The sequence below is a fragment of the Acinetobacter sp. RW6 genome (assembly GCF_041956835.1).
GTDB lineage: Bacteria > Pseudomonadota > Gammaproteobacteria > Pseudomonadales > Moraxellaceae > Acinetobacter > Acinetobacter calcoaceticus.
The window spans coordinates 3,837,287-3,854,318 of record NZ_CP167121.1 but is presented as its reverse complement, the minus strand read 5'-3'; the positions used below and the strand labels follow the sequence as shown (position 1 = coordinate 3,854,318).

Below are 17,032 nucleotides of genomic sequence, written 5' to 3'. Positions count from 1 at the left end.
TTTTCTGACATTTCTTTCGGATGTGATTATCATTGTATTTTTATCATGCGAGTGAATAATCAAATCATCGATTCAGATAATCCCACAATGATTCAAAATTAGGATTAAAGCCATGCCAGCATATAAAGCCCCGCTACACGATATTCGCTTCTTAATGAATGAAGTATTAGATTACCCTGCTCACTACAAAACTTTATCAAATGGTGAAAACGCAGATCCAGATACCGTTGATATGATTCTTGAAGGTGCGGCAGATTATTGTGAAAACGTATTATCGCCACTTAACCAATCTGGTGATGAAGAAGGTTGCCATTTTGACAACGGCGAAGTAACTACACCTAAAGGCTTTAAAGAAGCTTACGACCAGTTCGTAATGGGTGGTTGGCAAGGTCTTTCTTATCCAGAAGAATTTGGTGGTCAAGGCCTACCAATGTCTTTAAACCTCATCAAATCAGAAATGATGGGTACTGCAAACTGGTCATTTACGATGTACCCTGGCTTAAGTTCGGGTTGTATGAACACCATTTTGCAATTCGGTACCGATGAGCAAAAACAAACGTATATGCCTAAACTTGTTGAAGGAACTTGGAGCGGCACAATGTGCTTAACCGAACCTCAATGTGGTACCGACTTAGGGCAAGTTAAAACTAAAGCTGAACCTCAAGCAGATGGCACTTATAAAATCTCTGGCACAAAAATCTTCATTTCTGCCGGTGAACATGATTTAACTGAAAATATTATTCACATCGTACTTGCACGTCTTCCAGATGCGCCTGCTGGTACTCGTGGTATTTCATTATTTATCGTACCTAAATTCATACCTACTGCTGATAGTGGTATCGGTGAACGTAATGCAGTGACCTGTGGTTCAATCGAACACAAAATGGGGATCCGTGCTTCTGCAACTGCTGTACTAAACTTTGATAATGCCACTGGTTATTTAATTGGTGAAGTCAACAAAGGTTTACATGCAATGTTTACCTTCATGAATACAGCACGTATTGGTACTGCTGTTCAAGGTATTGCGCACGCTGAGTTATCGTTCCAAGGTGCATTACCTTATGCGAAAGATCGTATGTCTATGCGTGCACTTTCTGGTAAAAAAGAACCTGAAAGAGTTGCAGATGCCATCATTCATCATGCTGACGTACGTCGCCTGTTGTTGACTCAAAAAGCAATTGCTGAAGGTGGCCGTTCAATGATCTATCATGCTGCAAAACTTGCAGACAAAATGACAGATGCATTAACACGTGGCGACCAAGCTGCTTACGAAGACTACGATGATAAACTTGGTTTCTACACACCAATTTTGAAAGGTTTCTTGACTGAACTTGGTTTAGAAGCTGCAAACAACGGTATGCAAGTTTACGGCGGTCATGGCTACATTAAAGAATGGGGCATGGAACAAATCGCTCGTGATGCTCGTATCTCAACGCTATACGAAGGTACAACAGGCATTCAAGCACTTGACTTGATTGGTCGTAAAGTATTGCTTAGCTCAAAAGGTAAAGTGGTTCGTGACTACACTGCTGAAATCTTAAAATTCTGTGCTGCACACGCACGTAATAAGTACTTACGTCGTTTTGCTTGGGATTTAACTAAGCTTTGTGCTCAATGGAACACTTTAACAGTTCGTATTATGCTTGCTGCACGTAAAGACCGTGACATCGTATCTTCTGCTTCTGTAGATTTCTTGATGTTCTCAGGTTACGTGATGATGGCTTACTTCTGGGCGCAACAAGCAGTCATTGCTTCTGAGAAACTAGAAGCAGGTGATGGTGCAGAAACGCCTGAATTCTATAAGGCAAAAATCAAAGTTGCAGACTTCTACTTTGACCGTATGTTGCCTCGTACCCAAGGTCATGCAGAATCAATGGTGACAACCTCTCGCACATTAACATCATTACCAGTTGAACACTTTAGCTTCGACTACTAATGATTTTTAAATAGTGAAATGAAAAGAGCGCAATTCATATTGCGCTCTTTTTTATTCAAGTAAAAATTTAATATTTATTCTTTAGTCAGAACATAAGCTTGCTTCGGAACAAAATAGTTTTGTTCCAAAAACTCACGGTTTTTACCGTAGTCGCTATAAAACAGTTTTTCTAGATTCACGATCAATCTTTTGTTTGAATCAACATTAAAATAAAAATTAACATTAGATAAAGGACAGTGAATGGTTAACTCATGCTCTCTTTCATATACTTTCCAATTTAAATCAGGACACAACTGATTTATAGCAGTACTTTTGGCTCCATCCTTACTTCCCACTCGGCCAAAATGAATAACATTCCAATAAGCCGATCCATTGGGTAATAAATTTAAAATGTACTCTGCCTCTCCAGACTCACAATCGGCAAACGCATCCTCACATGAAATTCGGGTGTGATATCGCCCTACATATTGCAATGAAATTGCGCTTAATTTTTTGGTTTGATCTAAATTTTCTTCAGGTAAAAAAGTACGACCTGCCACATAATCTAATGTTTTTGTAGATGTACTATTTTTTATTAAATTTTCTTCATCGGTAGAATTAGAACTTGGACTAGAGTGATCTTTGGAGTTGGCGTGGTTTATGTCGCAAGCACTAAGTGTCAGGCACATCATAGTCCCTACAACCAAATGCTTAACTAAAAACCTAGACCGCTTCAAAGACATATACATTATTCACAGATAACAGCAACAACCATGTTTATATTCATTTCAGGCACGAGCCAATTGGTGCGATAAACCGTTAAGCCCTGAAAGGGTGCATTTTAGTTGATGTTGGTTTCCTTCATTCTAATCCTTTACATATTTTAACCATTTTACTTGTTAGAAGACTTTAAACCCGTTATTTCGTCTCCATATTTTTATTAAGCAAGAGAATAAGCAATTCCTTGTAACTTTTTATTTTTAAGGAGAATTAGATGGCCAGTTCTGGTTTATATCGCTCGAACCGACATAGCATGATCGCCGGTGTAATGGGTGGTATTGCTGAACGTTTTGGTTGGAACGTAACTTTACTACGCATTATTTTTGTTGTGATTTCAATTATGAGTGCGGCCTTTCCCGGAATCTTAGTTTATCTGGTTTTGTGGTTAGTCATTCCGAAAAAACAGCCAGAACATATTGAAGGCTATCGACAATCCGTCCGAACTGTACATGAAGAGCAAACACGTTAATTAATTTTGGTCGCTACGGTTGCATACCCTAATCAACCGTAGCTTTTTTTGCTCTGTTTTTTTAGATTATATTTTACGGTTTAACTGCTGTTGTAAGGCAGCAATCATATCTGCACGGCTAATCATTCCGATTAACTTCCGCTCCTCGACCACTGGAATATAATTAAAAGATTTTTCGACAAAATAAGGCACAAGATCTTGAATAGGCTGTGTTGGCAATACTGTCACCACTCTATGACTCATAATCTGTTTCACATAATGCTGCCAAGAGTTTCTTGGGTCCGCTGCACCTTTAAACCATTCCACAACTTCATATAACGCTAAAGTTCCTACTAGATGATTGTCAGCATTGACCACCGGTAAGCTCATAAGGTTAATATGCTTGAACTTATCCAGCGCCTGATGAATATCATCATCTTCATGCAACTTAATCACATCACGGCTCATAATATCCTGACAGGTATATTGATTGACTATGCGTTCGTTGGCATGTTCTTGTGCATCTAAAATAATTTTTTCTAAATCGTATTGGCTAATATCTAACAGTTCAGTGTGGTGCTCTAAAGCGTACTCAATATCTTTCGGTTGAATCGATACTTTTTGAGTCGGTGTTGGGTCTTTGCTACGCTCATTGAGACGTGCAGTAACTGGATAATGTCTTCCAATTAATCTATTAAAAAAGACGGCGAAACCGAGTAAAAGTAACGAGTTGAGCAGAACGGGATAAAAAACGAAATAAAAGCCTAATTTATGAATTGCTGTACCACCTAACACAGCCGTAATTGCGACTGCACCACTTGGTGGATGCAAAGAGTCAGTAGTCATCATTAAGAATATGGCAAAGCCTACTGCGACACTGAAAGCAGTGGTTAAATCAGGAATCCACTGTGCGCAGGCAACCCCAATAATTCCGGCTAGCGTATTACCAACAATCACATTCCATGGTTGAGCCAATGGACTGGTTGGCACAGCAAATAAGAGAACAGATGAAGCTCCCATGGGTGCAATGTACCAGGCATTAATTCCACCTAGAACATACCAGCTAATTAAGGAAGAAATTGCTAAACCACACAGTGCTCCAACACCGCAAAGCAACCGTTCTTTTAAGGGTAAAACCTTAAAATTTGGTTTTAAAATCTGTAACCATTCTCGCTGTATAACACTCACAGTACACCTTTGGGGATATGCCGTTATTTATAACGGGCAAAAGTATACGCCCAAAGCCACATAAAGTGCATTTAAATTATATCTTTCAAAGATAAGAAACCCTGTTGAATTATCTTTTGTTATTTTAAAACTTTAATATTCAATTAATTTTTCATTTAAGTAACGCCAGTAACGTTTTGGTAAATATTGCACATGAAGTTTTATATTCTGACGTTCCGTAATGTTTACGCTCTTAAAATAATCTTTCCAAAGCTGATCATATAAGACTTCTTGCTCATCTAGCTCCAGCTGAAAGCTTTGGCTCATTCCATTTTTTAAATTACGGTCAACTTTCGAGGCTTCGAGTGAAACGTCATGTATTTCCCGTAAATCATAATAAAGACCAAACTTACGTTTCTCATCATAAATGAGCCAACGCTGATCTTGATAACGCCGTTTAAAATGCGGCTGAATGAGTGGTAAAACATTAAAATCGGGACGTACCAAACTTAAAAAAAGCTCATCTTTGGTTTTCTTAAAGCGGATAAAAGCTTCCATCCGATGCTTCTCTCGACCAACCTTTTTCGTCCATTGCGAAATTGCTAAAACACTTGGGTGCGAATAGTCTTTTTCTACAGATGAATGGCTACTAAACACATAAATACAGTAATTAAATAAATGCTGATAGGCGTCTAAAGATTCAGATAAAGAGGTAAAATAAAATTGCCTTAAAGAAGACGAAGAAAGCTTTTTTTGCAGCGCGGACCACACACGTTCTGCATGTTGCTCATTATTTGAAACCTCAATTTTATCGGCAAATAAACCATGTTGAGCAGCCTCACTCAAACAGAGTCTGACCTGTAATTCTTTGAATTGAAATGCGCGAAACACACAACTGAGCAGTCCGATCATTGAACCATCAAAATAGTAAGCCACTTCATCATTAAACATGGCTAAAACCCAAGGCTTAATTGTGGCGAAAGCTGCTGCACATATTTCGATGAACCCTGCGTTAAAATCTGCTGCCGGATAAAGCTTGAAGATAATTCTTTTTGGAATTTTGGACTGTCTTCACAGCGAATAAAGAATTTTGCTCGCTGATAGGCGACACCTAACTTTTTAAGTAAATCGATATGAATTTTTCCAAAACGGCGAGCCTGTACAATTTTCTTGGCCGATTTCACCCCAATGCCTGGTACACGCAAAATCATTTGATAATCGGCATGATTTAAATCTACTGGAAATTGCTCTGGATGCCTTAAAGCCCAGCCTAATTTCGGGTCTACATCAAGATCCAAATTTGGGTGTTTTTCATTGACGATTTCATTGACCTGAAAGCCATAAAAACGCATCAACCAATCACTCTGATAGAGTCGATTTTCCCGAAGTAACGGCGGTGCAGAACCGACTGCTGGCAAGTAATTATTTTCGGTATTAATTGGAATATAACCCGAAAAATAGACTCGTTTGAGCTTAAATTCTTTGTAGTGCTTATCTGCCATAAACAAGACATCTTGGTCTGACTCTTGATGAGCACCCACCACCATTTGGGTGGTCTGCCCTGCTGGTACATATTTCGGCACATGCTTAATAATTTGACGTTCGTCTTTAAGCTGAATAAGTCTGTCACGAACCAAACCTAAATCTTTTTGTACTTCTTGATGTGATTTTTCCGGTGCAAAAGTCTTTAACCCAATTTCGGTCGGCATCTCTAAATTAATACTCATACGATCAGCATATAAACCTGCTTCATGAATCAGTTCAGGCGATGCTCCCGGAATGGTTTTTAGGTGAATATAGCCATTAAAATTTTCTTCAAGGCGCAACTTCTTCACGACTTGAAGCATACGCTCCATTGTATGGTCGGCCGATTTAAAAATGCCTGAGCTTAAAAATAAGCCTTCAATATAATTACGTCGATAAAAATTAATGGTTAAGTCCACCACCTCTTGCACCGTAAATGCTGCACGTTGAACGTCATTAGAACGACGTGAAACGCAATAAGCGCAGTCAAAAATACATACGTTGCTAAATAGAATTTTTAAGAGTGAAACACAGCGGCCATCTTCGGTATAGCTATGGCAAATACCTGAATGACTGGCATCACCCAAACCTTTATCTTTATTTTTACGGTCACTGCCACTTGATGAACAAGACACATCATATTTAGCAGCATCTGCAAGAATTTGGAGTTTTTCTCGAATGCGATCAGACATATCAAACGACTCATTTATGGCATCGTTTAAAAAATATCATGTCACATTCTTAAATTTAATCTAGTGAAGTACGCTATGCGTCATGAGGTGACGTCTAAAATAATCTGTCTTAATTAACGTATTCTTCTAGTTGTTTTACACGCGCTGCATACTCTTGCATTGGGCAATATGAATACATCGGTGAGCCAATATATGAGCCTGCATTATTACACTCCTGATCTACATAAGCTTTCCAAAGTCGCTGAGATTTTAAAATATCTTGGTAACGCTCTGGCTGTTTATATTCTTCGCTTTGAGCACGAATTTGATCAATCAGAGCAACAATTTTTTCTTCATAAGCTTTTTAGCTTGTTCAGAGCAACTATGCACAACCATGTTGTTAATGCTCTCAAGCTGCATTTCTTTAATAGTCTGATCTACACATTGGTTGTATTCATCTTGCTCATCAGCTTCCGTCTGCGCATAAAGCCACGTACTACAAAAAAGACTAGATAAAACAATGAGTTTACAGCAAAATTCCAGCATAATTTATTCTCGATTCTATAATTTTTAATATGCTTCAATATAACAAAAAAACTATTATTCGCGCACTTGCGCTTGCTCCCATCCCTTTGTTGAGTATATCCGCCTTAGGAATAATTATATTAAATTCGGAATTTAGCCTTTATTCGGGTGGTATTATTTTTCTAGCCCATTTCTTATTTTATTTACTTTTTTATGGTCTTATAGTTATTCCTTTCGCGTATATCATTTCGTATTTTCTCGCGCGTAAAAATCGTTTAAATCTGATGAGTATTTTCATCTGCGCAACTGTCATGTGGATTTTGATTAGCTCTATTGCACGCTTGATTTTTGTCGGATCATTCCCTTCTCCTTGGTGGCATATTTATAAGATCTATAGTTTTTATCTCATGATCTTATTTACCAGCTTTTGCTACTGGTTAGGCTTGAAATGGCTGACTCGACAAAACAAATGAGCTAAGCATGCATTCCTTTGATTAAGCCTTTGCCACTCCCCCACAAAATCCTTATACTTAGGGGCAATTTTTCTCATAAATTCGTGGATGCTACATGAGTCGCGCCATCTCGCACATTGATACATTTCAGGGCTTAATTCTTGCCCTACAAAACTATTGGGCCGAACAAGGCTGCGTCGTACTACAACCTTACGACATGGAAATGGGCGCTGGAACATTCCACACCGCAACATTCTTACGTGCTTTAGGGCCTGAGACTTGGAATGCTGCGTACGTTCAACCTTCACGTCGTCCAAAAGATGGCCGCTATGGTGAAAACCCGAACCGTTTGCAACACTACTACCAGTTCCAAGTAGTACTTAAGCCAAATCCAGACAACATCCAACAGCTTTATCTTGATTCTTTAAAAGCAATCGGGATTGATACGCTTACTCACGACATCCGCTTCGTAGAAGACAACTGGGAATCTCCAACTCTTGGGGCTTGGGGCTTAGGCTGGGAAGTTTGGCTTAACGGCATGGAAGTAACTCAGTTCACTTACTTCCAGCAAGTGGGTGGCGTTGAATGTTACCCAGTGACAGGTGAGATCACTTACGGCTTAGAACGTCTTGCGATGTACCTTCAAGGTGTAGATTCGGTTTATGACCTTGTTTGGACCAAAGGCCAATTTGGTACTGTGACGTATGGCGATGTATTCCATCAAAATGAAGTTGAGCAATCGACTTATAACTTTGAATACGCTCCAGTTGAAAAACTATTTGAACTGTTTGATTTTTACGAATCAGAAGCAAACCGTTTAATTGAAGCAAAACTTTCTCTTCCTGCTTATGAGCAAGTTGTTAAAGCGTCTCATACCTTTAACTTGCTTGATGCACGTGGCGCAATTTCTGTGACTGAGCGTCAACGCTACATTTTACGTGTACGTACTTTAGCTCGTGCGATTGCACAAAGTTATGTACAAGCACGTGCAGAGCTTGGCTTCCCAATGGCAGAACCACACTTACGTGATGAAGTATTGGCACAGCTAAAAGCACAAGCTGAAAATGAAGCAGCAAAGGCGGAGAAAAACTAATGAGCAAACATACTGTTTTATTCGAACTTGGCTGTGAAGAACTTCCACCGAAAAGTTTAAAAAACTTACGTGATGCTTTACAGGCAGAAACGGTAAAAGGCTTAAAAGATGCTGGCTTAAATTTCGCATCTATCGAAGCTTATGCAGCTCCACGTCGTTTAGCGCTTAAAATTGTTGATATCGATGCCGCTCAAGCTGATACACAAAAACGTTTTGATGGCCCTGCTGTTCAAGCGGCTTACGATGCAGAAGGTAAACCGACTAAAGCACTCGAAGGCTTTATGCGTGGTCAAGGTATTACTGTTGATCAGCTTTCTACTTTCCAAGCAGGTAAAGTTGAAAAAGTTTGCTATTTAAAAGATGTAAAAGGTCAAAGCCTTGATGCTTTACTTCCACAGATTTTACAAACTGCATTAGACAATTTACCAATTGCTAAGCGTATGCGTTCTGCTGCAAGCCGTACCGAATTTGTACGTCCGGTTAAATGGGTTCTCTTACTTAAAGATGATCAAATCATTGACGCGACTATTCAAGATCATAAAGCTGGTAATGTGACTTATGGTCACCGTTTCCATGCCCCTGAAGCTGTGACTTTAGCACATGCAAATGACTACTTAGCTGCTTTAGAAAAAGCATATGTCGTTGCGAACTTTGAAAAGCGTCAAGCGACCATTCAAGAACAAGTGAAAAAGTTAGCTGATGAAGTTAATGCAACTGCAATTGTTCCAGCTGACTTACTTGATGAAGTAACAAGCCTCGTTGAATGGCCTGTTGCTCTTCGTGCAAATTTTGAAGAGCGCTTCCTTGCTGTTCCTCAAGAAGCACTTATTACTACGATGCAAGACAACCAGAAGTATTTCTGCTTGATCAATAGCGAAGGTAAATTACAACCTTACTTCATTACTGTTTCAAATATTGAGTCTAAAGATCCGATTCAAATTATTGAAGGTAATGAAAAAGTTGTTCGTCCTCGTTTGTCTGATGCTGAATTCTTTTTCTTACAAGACCAAAAGCAACCGCTTGCATCTCGTAAAGAAAAACTAGCAAACATGGTATTCCAAGCACAACTTGGTACGCTTTGGGATAAATCGACACGTATTGCTAAACTTGCTGTTGCATTATCTGCAATCACTGGTGCAAACCCAGCCGACGCTGAAAAAGCTGCATTACTTGCTAAATGCGACTTAACTTCAGAACTGGTAGGTGAGTTCCCAGAACTTCAAGGTATTGCGGGTACTTACTACGCGCGTATTGAAGGCGAAAACACTGAAGTTTCAGAAGCTTTAGGCGAGCAATATTTACCAAAATTCGCTGGCGATGTTTTACCAAAAACCAAAACTGGTACAACGATTGCCCTTGCTGACCGTTTAGATACTCTTGTTGGTATTTTCGGTATTGGACAAGCGCCTACAGGTTCTAAAGACCCGTTTGCTCTTCGTCGCTCAGCAATTGGTATCTTACGTTTAATCATTGAAAATGAATTAGATGTAACGATTGAAGAACTGGTAAATCTTGCACTTCAAGGTTATGGCGACATCGTTAAAGACCACGATAAAACACGTGCTGATGCTGTTGCGTTCTTGGAAGGTCGTTACCGTGCCAAGTATGAAGACCAAGGCGTTGCCGTTGATGTGCTTCAAGCGGTTCAAGCACTTGCACCGAAGTCTCCACTTGATTTTGACAAGCGTGTAAATGCTGTAAACCACTTCCGCGCTCTGCCTGAAGCTGCTGCACTTGCTGCTGCAAACAAACGTGTTGCTAACATTCTTGCAAAAGAAGCAGCACCAGAAGGTTCTGTAGTTGAAGCGAACTTGGTTGAAGACGCTGAAAAAGCATTATTTGCTGAGCTTCAAGCAGTGACACCTGTGGTTGAACCATTACTTGCAGCAAAAGATTACACTGCTGCCCTTTCTAAGCTTGCAGCACTTCGCGCGCCGATTGATGCATTCTTTGATGGTGTAATGGTAATGGCAGATGATGCCGACCTGAAGGCAAACCGTTTACGTTTATTGGCTCAATTACGTAACTTGTTTACTGCTATCGCTGATGTAAGTGTATTGCAGGGTTAAAATTATATAGAAATTAATTTTTATATAATTAAGCTTTATTAAAAAACCATGGTTTCGATTTCAATATCGGAGACATGGTTTTTTTAATGGTTTTACCGTCTAATTTTATTCAAAATAATAAATGATTAATTTATGAACACTTAATAAATAACAATTATTTACTTTTATTGCAGTTCATCCATAATTCAGCCAGCTTTGACAAATAATTACCAAACTTAATAAAGAATGATTGCAATGAAAAACTTAAATTTATTACTCATATCAACATTACTATTTACTGGATGTGCCACGACTAAATCGATTCAATATCCAGCTGCGGGTAAACAAACCTCTATTTCTGTTTCTTCAGAACAACTTTCTTCAATGACTGAATCAGGTGCAGGTGATTACTTTGTAAAGGACAGCCAAATATTAGTTGGTGATTCAAGCAATGCTTCGGCTAGCCCAGTTTCTGGAATGTTTGGCCTTATCGGAGTAGGTGTTGCAATGGCAATTGATAAAAATGCAAATAGTTCAGCCATTGAAAAAAGTTCTATAAATCAATCTATTAAATTTGACCAATTGATTCATCAAAAAATTACCGACTCTTTCACCCAAAATAAAGCAGATCCTACCCTCAAACTACTAGATTTAAATCAGACATCCGAAATTAAAATTGTGCCTTATTCACGTCTTTCTTTCCATGAAAAACCAATTGTAAAAGTAAATTTTGGTTTAAAGACCCAATTCAAAAATGCGGCAGACAATAATGCAGATACAAAACGCTTATATCACTATGTAAGCAAGGAACGTATTTCTTTAGCTGAATGGGAAGCTCAAAATAATTTATTATTTATGAAAAAAGCAGATCAAGCATTTAGCGCTCTTAGCCAAGTATTCACTTTAGATTTACAACATCAATTAAATTTAAAAGCATTTGATGAGAATAAGCAAAAGAACTGTAAAACTAATTCAGATACATCCTTAGTTTCTTTTATTCAAACTCCTGACAATTTATGTGTTGGTGTAGTAAAAACAAGCAAAGGGGATGTATTTCAAAATAATATTTATATCGTTGAACAATAATCAAAATTACTAATTAAGAATAGAGAACTACTTAAGCTTAAGTAGTTCTCTAATGTAATCAAACAAATGCTTTAATTTCTTCTAAACTTTTCGATGGCTCAAACCACATAAAATCATAATCAGCCACGTCATGAGTATAAAACGGATCATTTTTCATAATTTCTTCAGCTTCTTGAATCGAAGAGCTTAAAACTAAAATCACTCCACCTACCCTATTTTCTCGACGCCCCGATGCCAAAAATTTCTTCTGCTCATAGTAATGGTCTAAAAATGCAATATGCTCTTTCAGTACAGCATCAACTTCGGCTAATGGTTTTTTATAGGTCAAGGTAACAACAATCATCTCATTCTCTTAAAGGAAGTACTACATGACATAGGAGGATTAAACTACAAATAGCTTATTCGATGGTACGCCGATTCCCCCAATTCATCCATACCAAACTCCCCACAATAATCACTCCACCTAATAGCACAATCATTGATGGTTTTTCATTTAAAAAAACAACTGCCAAACTCATGGCGACAATCGGCGAGCAATACAAAAAGTTGGATGCAATCGTTAACGGCATATTTTTAAGTACATATCCCCACAGTACATAAGCCATCGCACTTGGGAAAATTCCCAACAAGACAACCGACATATTGGCTTGCCAAGTGGCATGTAAAATTTCACTAGTTAAATGAGCGCTATAGAACAGTAAAGGAATGGTTCCGAACCAAATGATGTAGCACATCATGCTTAAGGCATCATAATTTAAGGCAAATTTTTTATATAAATTAAAGTAAATCGCCCATGCAATTGCTGCCAAAACAATCAACAAACTATAAGGGCTCGGCACACCAAAGCCTCGATCACCGCTAACCACTAAAACGGCGCCACAAAGACCTAATAAAATACACAACCACTGTTTGAAACGGATTTGCTCTTTAAAAAACAAAGCTGAAACTATAGAGGTAAATAGCGGAATAGATTGACTCAAAATACTAGATGCGACTGCACTCACATATTGCTGCCCCGTATTTATCAGCAAATGATGCAGAGTTACAGAGAAAAATCCTAATACAGCAAGCGCAGGAACATCTTTCCACGTTAAAGGCTGAATGCCTTTTTTCATGACCAAAAGCAGTAAAAAAAATGATGCAATCAAAAAGCGGAGCAAGGCAATATGCTGTGGTGTATATGAATGCAAAGCACTGTGCACACCAATAGGTGAATAGCCCCAACAAAAAACAGTCACAGCAATACATAAATAGAGCTTAAATGCGGGAGGCTGTGTTTCGGCAGCAAGAGAAATTGCCATGTAAAATCTGCGCTAATGAAATGGAACTCTTTCATCATATGCGCATAGATAGTTGAATAAAATTAACTTATATTGAGTCTAATATTCATTAAAAGTGAATGATAAAATATGGATATCGCTCAGTTAAAAATGTTTCAAACGGTGGTTGAATGCGGCACGATGGCCAAGGCATCTTTGCAGTTGCATTGCGTTCCATCTAACATCACGGCACGCATTAAACAACTTGAAGAAGAACTCGGCGCACCTCTGTTTTATCGGGAAGGGAAAAGTTTAAAGCTCACTCCATCTGGTGAGATTTTCCTTAATTATTGCCAGAAAATTTTAGCGCTTTGTGATGAAGCAAAACGAAGTATTCACCCTGATGCACCGCCCTCTGGTCCATTAAAAATTGGCGCTATTGAATCTTCTGCCACAACCCGTTTACCTAACTTACTCGCGAAATATCATCAACGCTATCCAGAAGTTTCCATTCAAATTATTACTGGCACATGGAAACAACTATTAGTTGATATTTCTCAGCATAAGCTCGACGGAGCTATCGTCGCTGGTAATATTGAGTTTCCAATGCTAAATAAACTCGGTATTTATCAAGAAGAAATTATTTTAATTGCCCCCGAATCTTTTGGTGAAATCCACTGTCAAGAAGACTTGATTGGTAAAGAAATTTTTATGTGGACTGAAGGCTGCCCTTACCGTGCTGCACTTGAAGAATGGCTTAAGCTCAAAAATATCTCGCTTCCAATTACCAGCATTACCAGTTATGCCACTATTATTGGTTGCGTGAGTGCAGGCTCCGGTGTGTCTTTAGTGCCAAAGAGTCTTTTTGAGCAATATAAAAATTTAACCAATATTCGAGGCTATAAATTTGAACATCTTGCCTTTATGCAAAACCAGTTTTTCTGGCACAAAAATGTGAGTAACCACAAAGCGAGAGATATGTTTTTAGAATTGATTAAGTCAGAATTTATAGCTTAGCTGTGCATTCGAATGAAATTATCTATGTAAAACCCTATGCTTTACATAAAATAATGATGCATAAAACACATCGCGACATTTTAAATATTTTAATTTTATTAATACAAAACAATATATTAGTTCTTTTTAAAAATTAATTATAAAAACATAAACTGCATGACCTATCCGTTTTTTGCAACGACCTCACTCAAAAGAAGCAGATGCTAAGTACATAACGTATTTTTTGAGTCATTCAACATGAATAAAGCAATTGGAATTTTAGGTGGTATGGGTCCACAAGCCACGATTGATGCCATGGATAAAATTATTAAAAATACGCCAGCACATTGCGATCAAGAGCATATTCCTGTCATCACGGTTTCTATTCCAGACATCCCAGATAGAACACAATCAATTATAAATCATGATGATAAACCACTCGAAAAAATGGCTGAATATCTTAAGATTTTAGAAGCAGCGCAGGTCGGCTGTATCATTATTCCCTGCAATACTGCCCACTTTTGGTTTAACCAGTTACAGCAACGTACCCAAACCAAAATGATTAGTATTATTGAATCTGCGGTTCATTTTATTCAAGACAGCCAGATTGCTGAAGTTTGTATTCTTGCGACGTCTGCCACCATAAGCACTCAACTTTACCAAAGCCAGTTCATCCAAAACAATATTTGTTTCTCTACCCCATCTGTTGAGATGCAACACAAAGTGATGCAAAGTATCTATCAATACAAAGCAGGAAATATCGAAAAATCAAAACAACTTATGAGTGAGGTTATTCATTTTTATAGACAAAACAAAAGCATAAAATTCTTATTAGCGTGTACTGAAATTCCACTCATCTTACAAGACAGTATCCAAAAAAATCCTGAACTGTTTGTTGATGCAACCGATTTACTCATTAAAAATGCGATTGCGTGGTATCAGAGTTCATTAACAGTATCAGCCGCATGATTAAATAAAATTTAATGCAAATTATGCATAATTACGTTTAGGCAATGGTCCAATCAATTGCCTTCACAAAATTCCATAATCCTTCAGAAGTCGCATTAAGCCTAGCACTACTGCGATATAAATAAATATCGACAGACAGTACTGACTCTTTTATTGGCATGATCTTTAACTGATTTTGTTTTAACTCATCTTGAATGCTGTAATCGGGTAACCACCCTACGCCATAACCGCCTTTGATCATGTCCTTAAGTAATAGACTCATTGAAGACACAAAATTTGTCTCAAACTTGTCCGAATGATGATCTTGTAGAAATTTATTTACTTTTTTCCCCATATAACTGTCATCGGTATAGTTCATGAGTGGAATTGAAGTATCTTCGAGTGAAAATTTAGGTCGACCTAAATGATTTGGAGCCGTGACTAAATAAAGCTGTGCAGAAAACAACTTATGGCACAAAAATTGTGGGTTCATTAAGTCATCATCATAAAAAGATGCAATAAAGTCACATTGACCATTTTTAAGAGAATCTACGGTTTCATTCACATTGATTGCTTCAACATGAAAAATCTTTTCTTGGTAATTTTTTAAGTTTCCTAAAATTTTGGGAAAAATATATCCCGCTAAAGAATGCGCAGAAGCAATCGTGACTTTACTTCGCACATGATTATCACCTTTAATTTGATCTATATTAAACTCAAAATCATCCAGTAAATTTCTAGCATGTAATATAAAAAGCTTACCCTTCTCCGTTAACTGTAAAGGAGAAGTTTCTCGATCAAACACTTCAAAACCAAGACTATTTTCCAAGGCTTGAATACGACGACTCAGCGAAGACTGAGAAATATTTCTAATATCAGAAGCGACTGTAAAATTTCGGTATTTTTCTAGAACAATCAGGTCATATAACCATTTTAATTCAATGTTTTGTATCACTTGAGGCTCCAGATCATTCTAGAAATTTAGATACGGTATTTAATTATATTTGAAATGATGATTTATCGTAATCAAATCGTATGGGTTTTATCTCATTGCAGTACAAACTGTATTTTTATCAGTAAGATCAGCACTTCATCTTTTGATTCTGGTTGGGGAGGTTTATCCAAAATGAAAACCCTAAAAACTCTATGTATTGCGACCTCTATATTAGCTTCATCAAGCTTATTTGCTGAAACAGCGCAACCTCAACAAGTGAATGAAATAGCTCCTAAAACACAACCTTATGGTGATAATCCAAGCCTAGGGCGTGTACTGTTATATAAAACAGGAAAAGGCATACAAAATTTAGGAGACAATATTCAAGGTGCTTCTGAAAAGACCTCAAATAAAATTAGTGAAAAGTGGAAAAACACCAAAGAATTTACTGCTGAAAAGGCAGAAGTCGTTCAACAAAAAGCGGATACAGCAAAAGCTTTTACTGAAACAAAAATAGATCAAGCTAAGCAAAATATTACCAGTAGCCGAAACGGTGAAAACATCCCAATAGAACAAGGTGAGTTAAGTAAATCTAGCACTACGATTAACTAACTTTTTTGGATAGCGCGATAAATTCGCGCTTTAATATAAAATACAAATATCAATCTAGACATAAATACCACTCACTATAAAGAGCTAGGAATCTGCCTTATGAATAGTCAAAAACTTCTCTTTTCAACACTATGCTGCTTAGCATTAACTGCATGTGCAACATCAACGCCCATTTCTTCTTATTCTCAAGCTCAAGTTTTAGAGCAAGACACCAATATCAAAGCTTATCCATCAACGACAGGTAATGTAGCCAAGCTCATTAAACAAGATAATCAAGCTTGTATGATTGAATTTACAGGTTATTTAGGAGGTGGGCACGTTACTGAACACTGGGTATTTAATAATAAAGGTCTAATTTCAGCTACATCATCGACCCTACAATACCCTGATGAGTCAGGCATATTAAATCAAGCAACCAACTCTACGACTAAGAGTTCTACGACCTTTAATATTCAAGATCCTGAAATTCAAAATAACTTCAAAAAACTCCAAAATAATTTTAATGCAGCTAATTTAGCAAAGTGTAATTAAGGCTTGTCCATAAAAAAACTCGTTGCAGAAGCCTTCTTTTGCA

17 protein-coding genes and 1 pseudogene are annotated in these 17,032 nt (G+C 37.7%); 10 read left to right on the top strand and 8 right to left on the bottom strand.

Annotation, left to right across the window (positions count from 1 at the left end):
• The first annotated feature begins 112 nt into the window (after nt 1-112).
• Entirely contained in the window at nt 113-1,936 is a 1,824-nt protein-coding gene (locus tag ACB088_RS18240; RefSeq protein ID WP_003653705.1) for an acyl-CoA dehydrogenase C-terminal domain-containing protein, read from the top strand.
• Nucleotides 1,937-2,010: 74 nt separating this feature from the next.
• Here ACB088_RS18240 and ACB088_RS18235 read toward each other — a convergent pair whose 3' ends face one another.
• Complete coding sequence (locus tag ACB088_RS18235; protein ID WP_375037645.1) at nt 2,011-2,658, bottom strand: hypothetical protein; 648 nt, start codon at nt 2,656-2,658, stop codon at nt 2,011-2,013.
• A 251-nt stretch (nt 2,659-2,909) separates the two neighbouring features.
• Here ACB088_RS18235 and ACB088_RS18230 point away from each other — a divergent pair, with 251 nt between their 5' ends.
• Complete coding sequence (locus tag ACB088_RS18230) at nt 2,910-3,164, top strand: PspC domain-containing protein (protein ID WP_004639576.1); 255 nt, start codon at nt 2,910-2,912, stop codon at nt 3,162-3,164.
• A 66-nt stretch (nt 3,165-3,230) separates the two neighbouring features.
• Here the strand turns inward: ACB088_RS18230 and ACB088_RS18225 are convergent, their stop codons facing one another.
• From ACB088_RS18225 to ACB088_RS18210, 4 genes and pseudogenes are all read right to left on the bottom strand, one after another.
• Nucleotides 3,231-4,331, bottom strand: coding sequence for an HPP family protein (locus tag ACB088_RS18225; RefSeq protein ID WP_092710748.1), 1,101 nt, complete (start codon nt 4,329-4,331; stop codon nt 3,231-3,233).
• Nucleotides 4,332-4,463: 132 nt separating this feature from the next.
• Nucleotides 4,464-5,261, bottom strand: coding sequence for a TIGR03915 family putative DNA repair protein (locus ACB088_RS18220; protein ID WP_375037644.1), 798 nt, complete (start codon nt 5,259-5,261; stop codon nt 4,464-4,466).
• Between the two features lie 2 nt (nt 5,262-5,263).
• Nucleotides 5,264-6,526, bottom strand: a complete 1,263-nt coding sequence (locus tag ACB088_RS18215; RefSeq protein ID WP_375037643.1) for a putative DNA modification/repair radical SAM protein — start codon at nt 6,524-6,526, stop codon at nt 5,264-5,266.
• Nucleotides 6,527-6,635: 109 nt separating this feature from the next.
• Nucleotides 6,636-7,051: pseudogene (locus ACB088_RS18210) on the bottom strand (lysozyme inhibitor LprI family protein).
• 29 nt (nt 7,052-7,080) lie between these two features.
• On the opposite strand from ACB088_RS18210, the gene ACB088_RS18205 reads away from it, so the two are divergent.
• From ACB088_RS18205 to ACB088_RS18190, 4 genes are all read left to right on the top strand, one after another.
• The gene (locus ACB088_RS18205; RefSeq protein WP_375037642.1) at nt 7,081-7,503 is read left to right on the top strand and encodes a hypothetical protein; all 423 of its coding nucleotides are present in this window, start codon (nt 7,081-7,083) and stop codon (nt 7,501-7,503) included.
• A gap of 94 nt (nt 7,504-7,597) precedes the next feature.
• Nucleotides 7,598-8,575, top strand: a complete 978-nt coding sequence (gene glyQ / locus ACB088_RS18200) for a glycine--tRNA ligase subunit alpha (RefSeq protein ID WP_174745475.1) — start codon at nt 7,598-7,600, stop codon at nt 8,573-8,575.
• Nucleotides 8,575-10,644: a glycine--tRNA ligase subunit beta gene (gene glyS, locus ACB088_RS18195; protein WP_375037641.1), complete on the top strand. Its 2,070-nt coding sequence runs from the start codon at nt 8,575-8,577 to the stop codon at nt 10,642-10,644. Before glyQ ends, glyS begins: the two co-directional genes overlap by 1 nt.
• 234 nt (nt 10,645-10,878) lie before the next feature.
• Nucleotides 10,879-11,709, top strand: a complete 831-nt coding sequence (locus tag ACB088_RS18190; RefSeq protein ID WP_375037640.1) for a hypothetical protein — start codon at nt 10,879-10,881, stop codon at nt 11,707-11,709.
• A 58-nt stretch (nt 11,710-11,767) separates the two neighbouring features.
• Here the strand turns inward: ACB088_RS18190 and ACB088_RS18185 are convergent, their stop codons facing one another.
• Nucleotides 11,768-12,052 (bottom strand): YciI family protein, encoded by a 285-nt coding sequence (locus ACB088_RS18185; RefSeq protein WP_375037639.1) that lies wholly within the window; start codon nt 12,050-12,052, stop codon nt 11,768-11,770.
• Nucleotides 12,053-12,107: 55 nt separating this feature from the next.
• On the bottom strand, nt 12,108-13,010 hold the full coding sequence (locus ACB088_RS18180; RefSeq protein ID WP_375037638.1) for a DMT family transporter: 903 nt from the start codon (nt 13,008-13,010) through the stop codon (nt 12,108-12,110).
• Between the two features lie 108 nt (nt 13,011-13,118).
• Here ACB088_RS18180 and ACB088_RS18175 point away from each other — a divergent pair, with 108 nt between their 5' ends.
• Entirely contained in the window at nt 13,119-13,985 is an 867-nt protein-coding gene (locus ACB088_RS18175; RefSeq protein ID WP_127494717.1) for a LysR family transcriptional regulator, read from the top strand.
• A gap of 237 nt (nt 13,986-14,222) precedes the next feature.
• Nucleotides 14,223-14,933 (top strand): aspartate/glutamate racemase family protein, encoded by a 711-nt coding sequence (locus ACB088_RS18170; protein WP_375037637.1) that lies wholly within the window; start codon nt 14,223-14,225, stop codon nt 14,931-14,933.
• A gap of 37 nt (nt 14,934-14,970) precedes the next feature.
• Here ACB088_RS18170 and ACB088_RS18165 read toward each other — a convergent pair whose 3' ends face one another.
• On the bottom strand, nt 14,971-15,867 hold the full coding sequence (locus tag ACB088_RS18165) for a LysR substrate-binding domain-containing protein (RefSeq protein WP_375037636.1): 897 nt from the start codon (nt 15,865-15,867) through the stop codon (nt 14,971-14,973).
• A 171-nt stretch (nt 15,868-16,038) separates the two neighbouring features.
• On the opposite strand from ACB088_RS18165, the gene ACB088_RS18160 reads away from it, so the two are divergent.
• Entirely contained in the window at nt 16,039-16,458 is a 420-nt protein-coding gene (locus ACB088_RS18160; RefSeq protein WP_375037635.1) for a hypothetical protein, read from the top strand.
• A gap of 99 nt (nt 16,459-16,557) precedes the next feature.
• Entirely contained in the window at nt 16,558-16,989 is a 432-nt protein-coding gene (locus tag ACB088_RS18155; protein WP_375037634.1) for a hypothetical protein, read from the top strand.
• The last annotated feature ends 43 nt before the right edge of the window (nt 16,990-17,032 follow it).

Bases quoted from the DNA above. Each gene is read 5' to 3' on its own strand.
- glyQ (WP_174745475.1), top strand. From the start codon at position 7,598: ATGAGTCGCGCCATCTCGCACATTGATACATTTCAGGGCTTAATTCTT.
- ACB088_RS18215 (WP_375037643.1), bottom strand. From the start codon at position 6,526: ATGTCTGATCGCATTCGAGAAAAACTCCAAATTCTTGCAGATGCTGCT.
- ACB088_RS18160 (WP_375037635.1), top strand. From the start codon at position 16,039: ATGAAAACCCTAAAAACTCTATGTATTGCGACCTCTATATTAGCTTCA.
- ACB088_RS18230 (WP_004639576.1), top strand. From the start codon at position 2,910: ATGGCCAGTTCTGGTTTATATCGCTCGAACCGACATAGCATGATCGCC.
- ACB088_RS18235 (WP_375037645.1), bottom strand. From the start codon at position 2,658: ATGTCTTTGAAGCGGTCTAGGTTTTTAGTTAAGCATTTGGTTGTAGGG.
- ACB088_RS18240 (WP_003653705.1), top strand. From the start codon at position 113: ATGCCAGCATATAAAGCCCCGCTACACGATATTCGCTTCTTAATGAAT.
- ACB088_RS18190 (WP_375037640.1), top strand. From the start codon at position 10,879: ATGAAAAACTTAAATTTATTACTCATATCAACATTACTATTTACTGGA.
- ACB088_RS18220 (WP_375037644.1), bottom strand. From the start codon at position 5,261: ATGTTTAATGATGAAGTGGCTTACTATTTTGATGGTTCAATGATCGGA.
- ACB088_RS18155 (WP_375037634.1), top strand. From the start codon at position 16,558: ATGAATAGTCAAAAACTTCTCTTTTCAACACTATGCTGCTTAGCATTA.
- glyS (WP_375037641.1), top strand. From the start codon at position 8,575: ATGAGCAAACATACTGTTTTATTCGAACTTGGCTGTGAAGAACTTCCA.
- ACB088_RS18170 (WP_375037637.1), top strand. From the start codon at position 14,223: ATGAATAAAGCAATTGGAATTTTAGGTGGTATGGGTCCACAAGCCACG.
- ACB088_RS18185 (WP_375037639.1), bottom strand. From the start codon at position 12,052: ATGATTGTTGTTACCTTGACCTATAAAAAACCATTAGCCGAAGTTGAT.
- ACB088_RS18180 (WP_375037638.1), bottom strand. From the start codon at position 13,010: ATGGCAATTTCTCTTGCTGCCGAAACACAGCCTCCCGCATTTAAGCTC.
- ACB088_RS18175 (WP_127494717.1), top strand. From the start codon at position 13,119: ATGGATATCGCTCAGTTAAAAATGTTTCAAACGGTGGTTGAATGCGGC.
- ACB088_RS18205 (WP_375037642.1), top strand. From the start codon at position 7,081: ATGCTTCAATATAACAAAAAAACTATTATTCGCGCACTTGCGCTTGCT.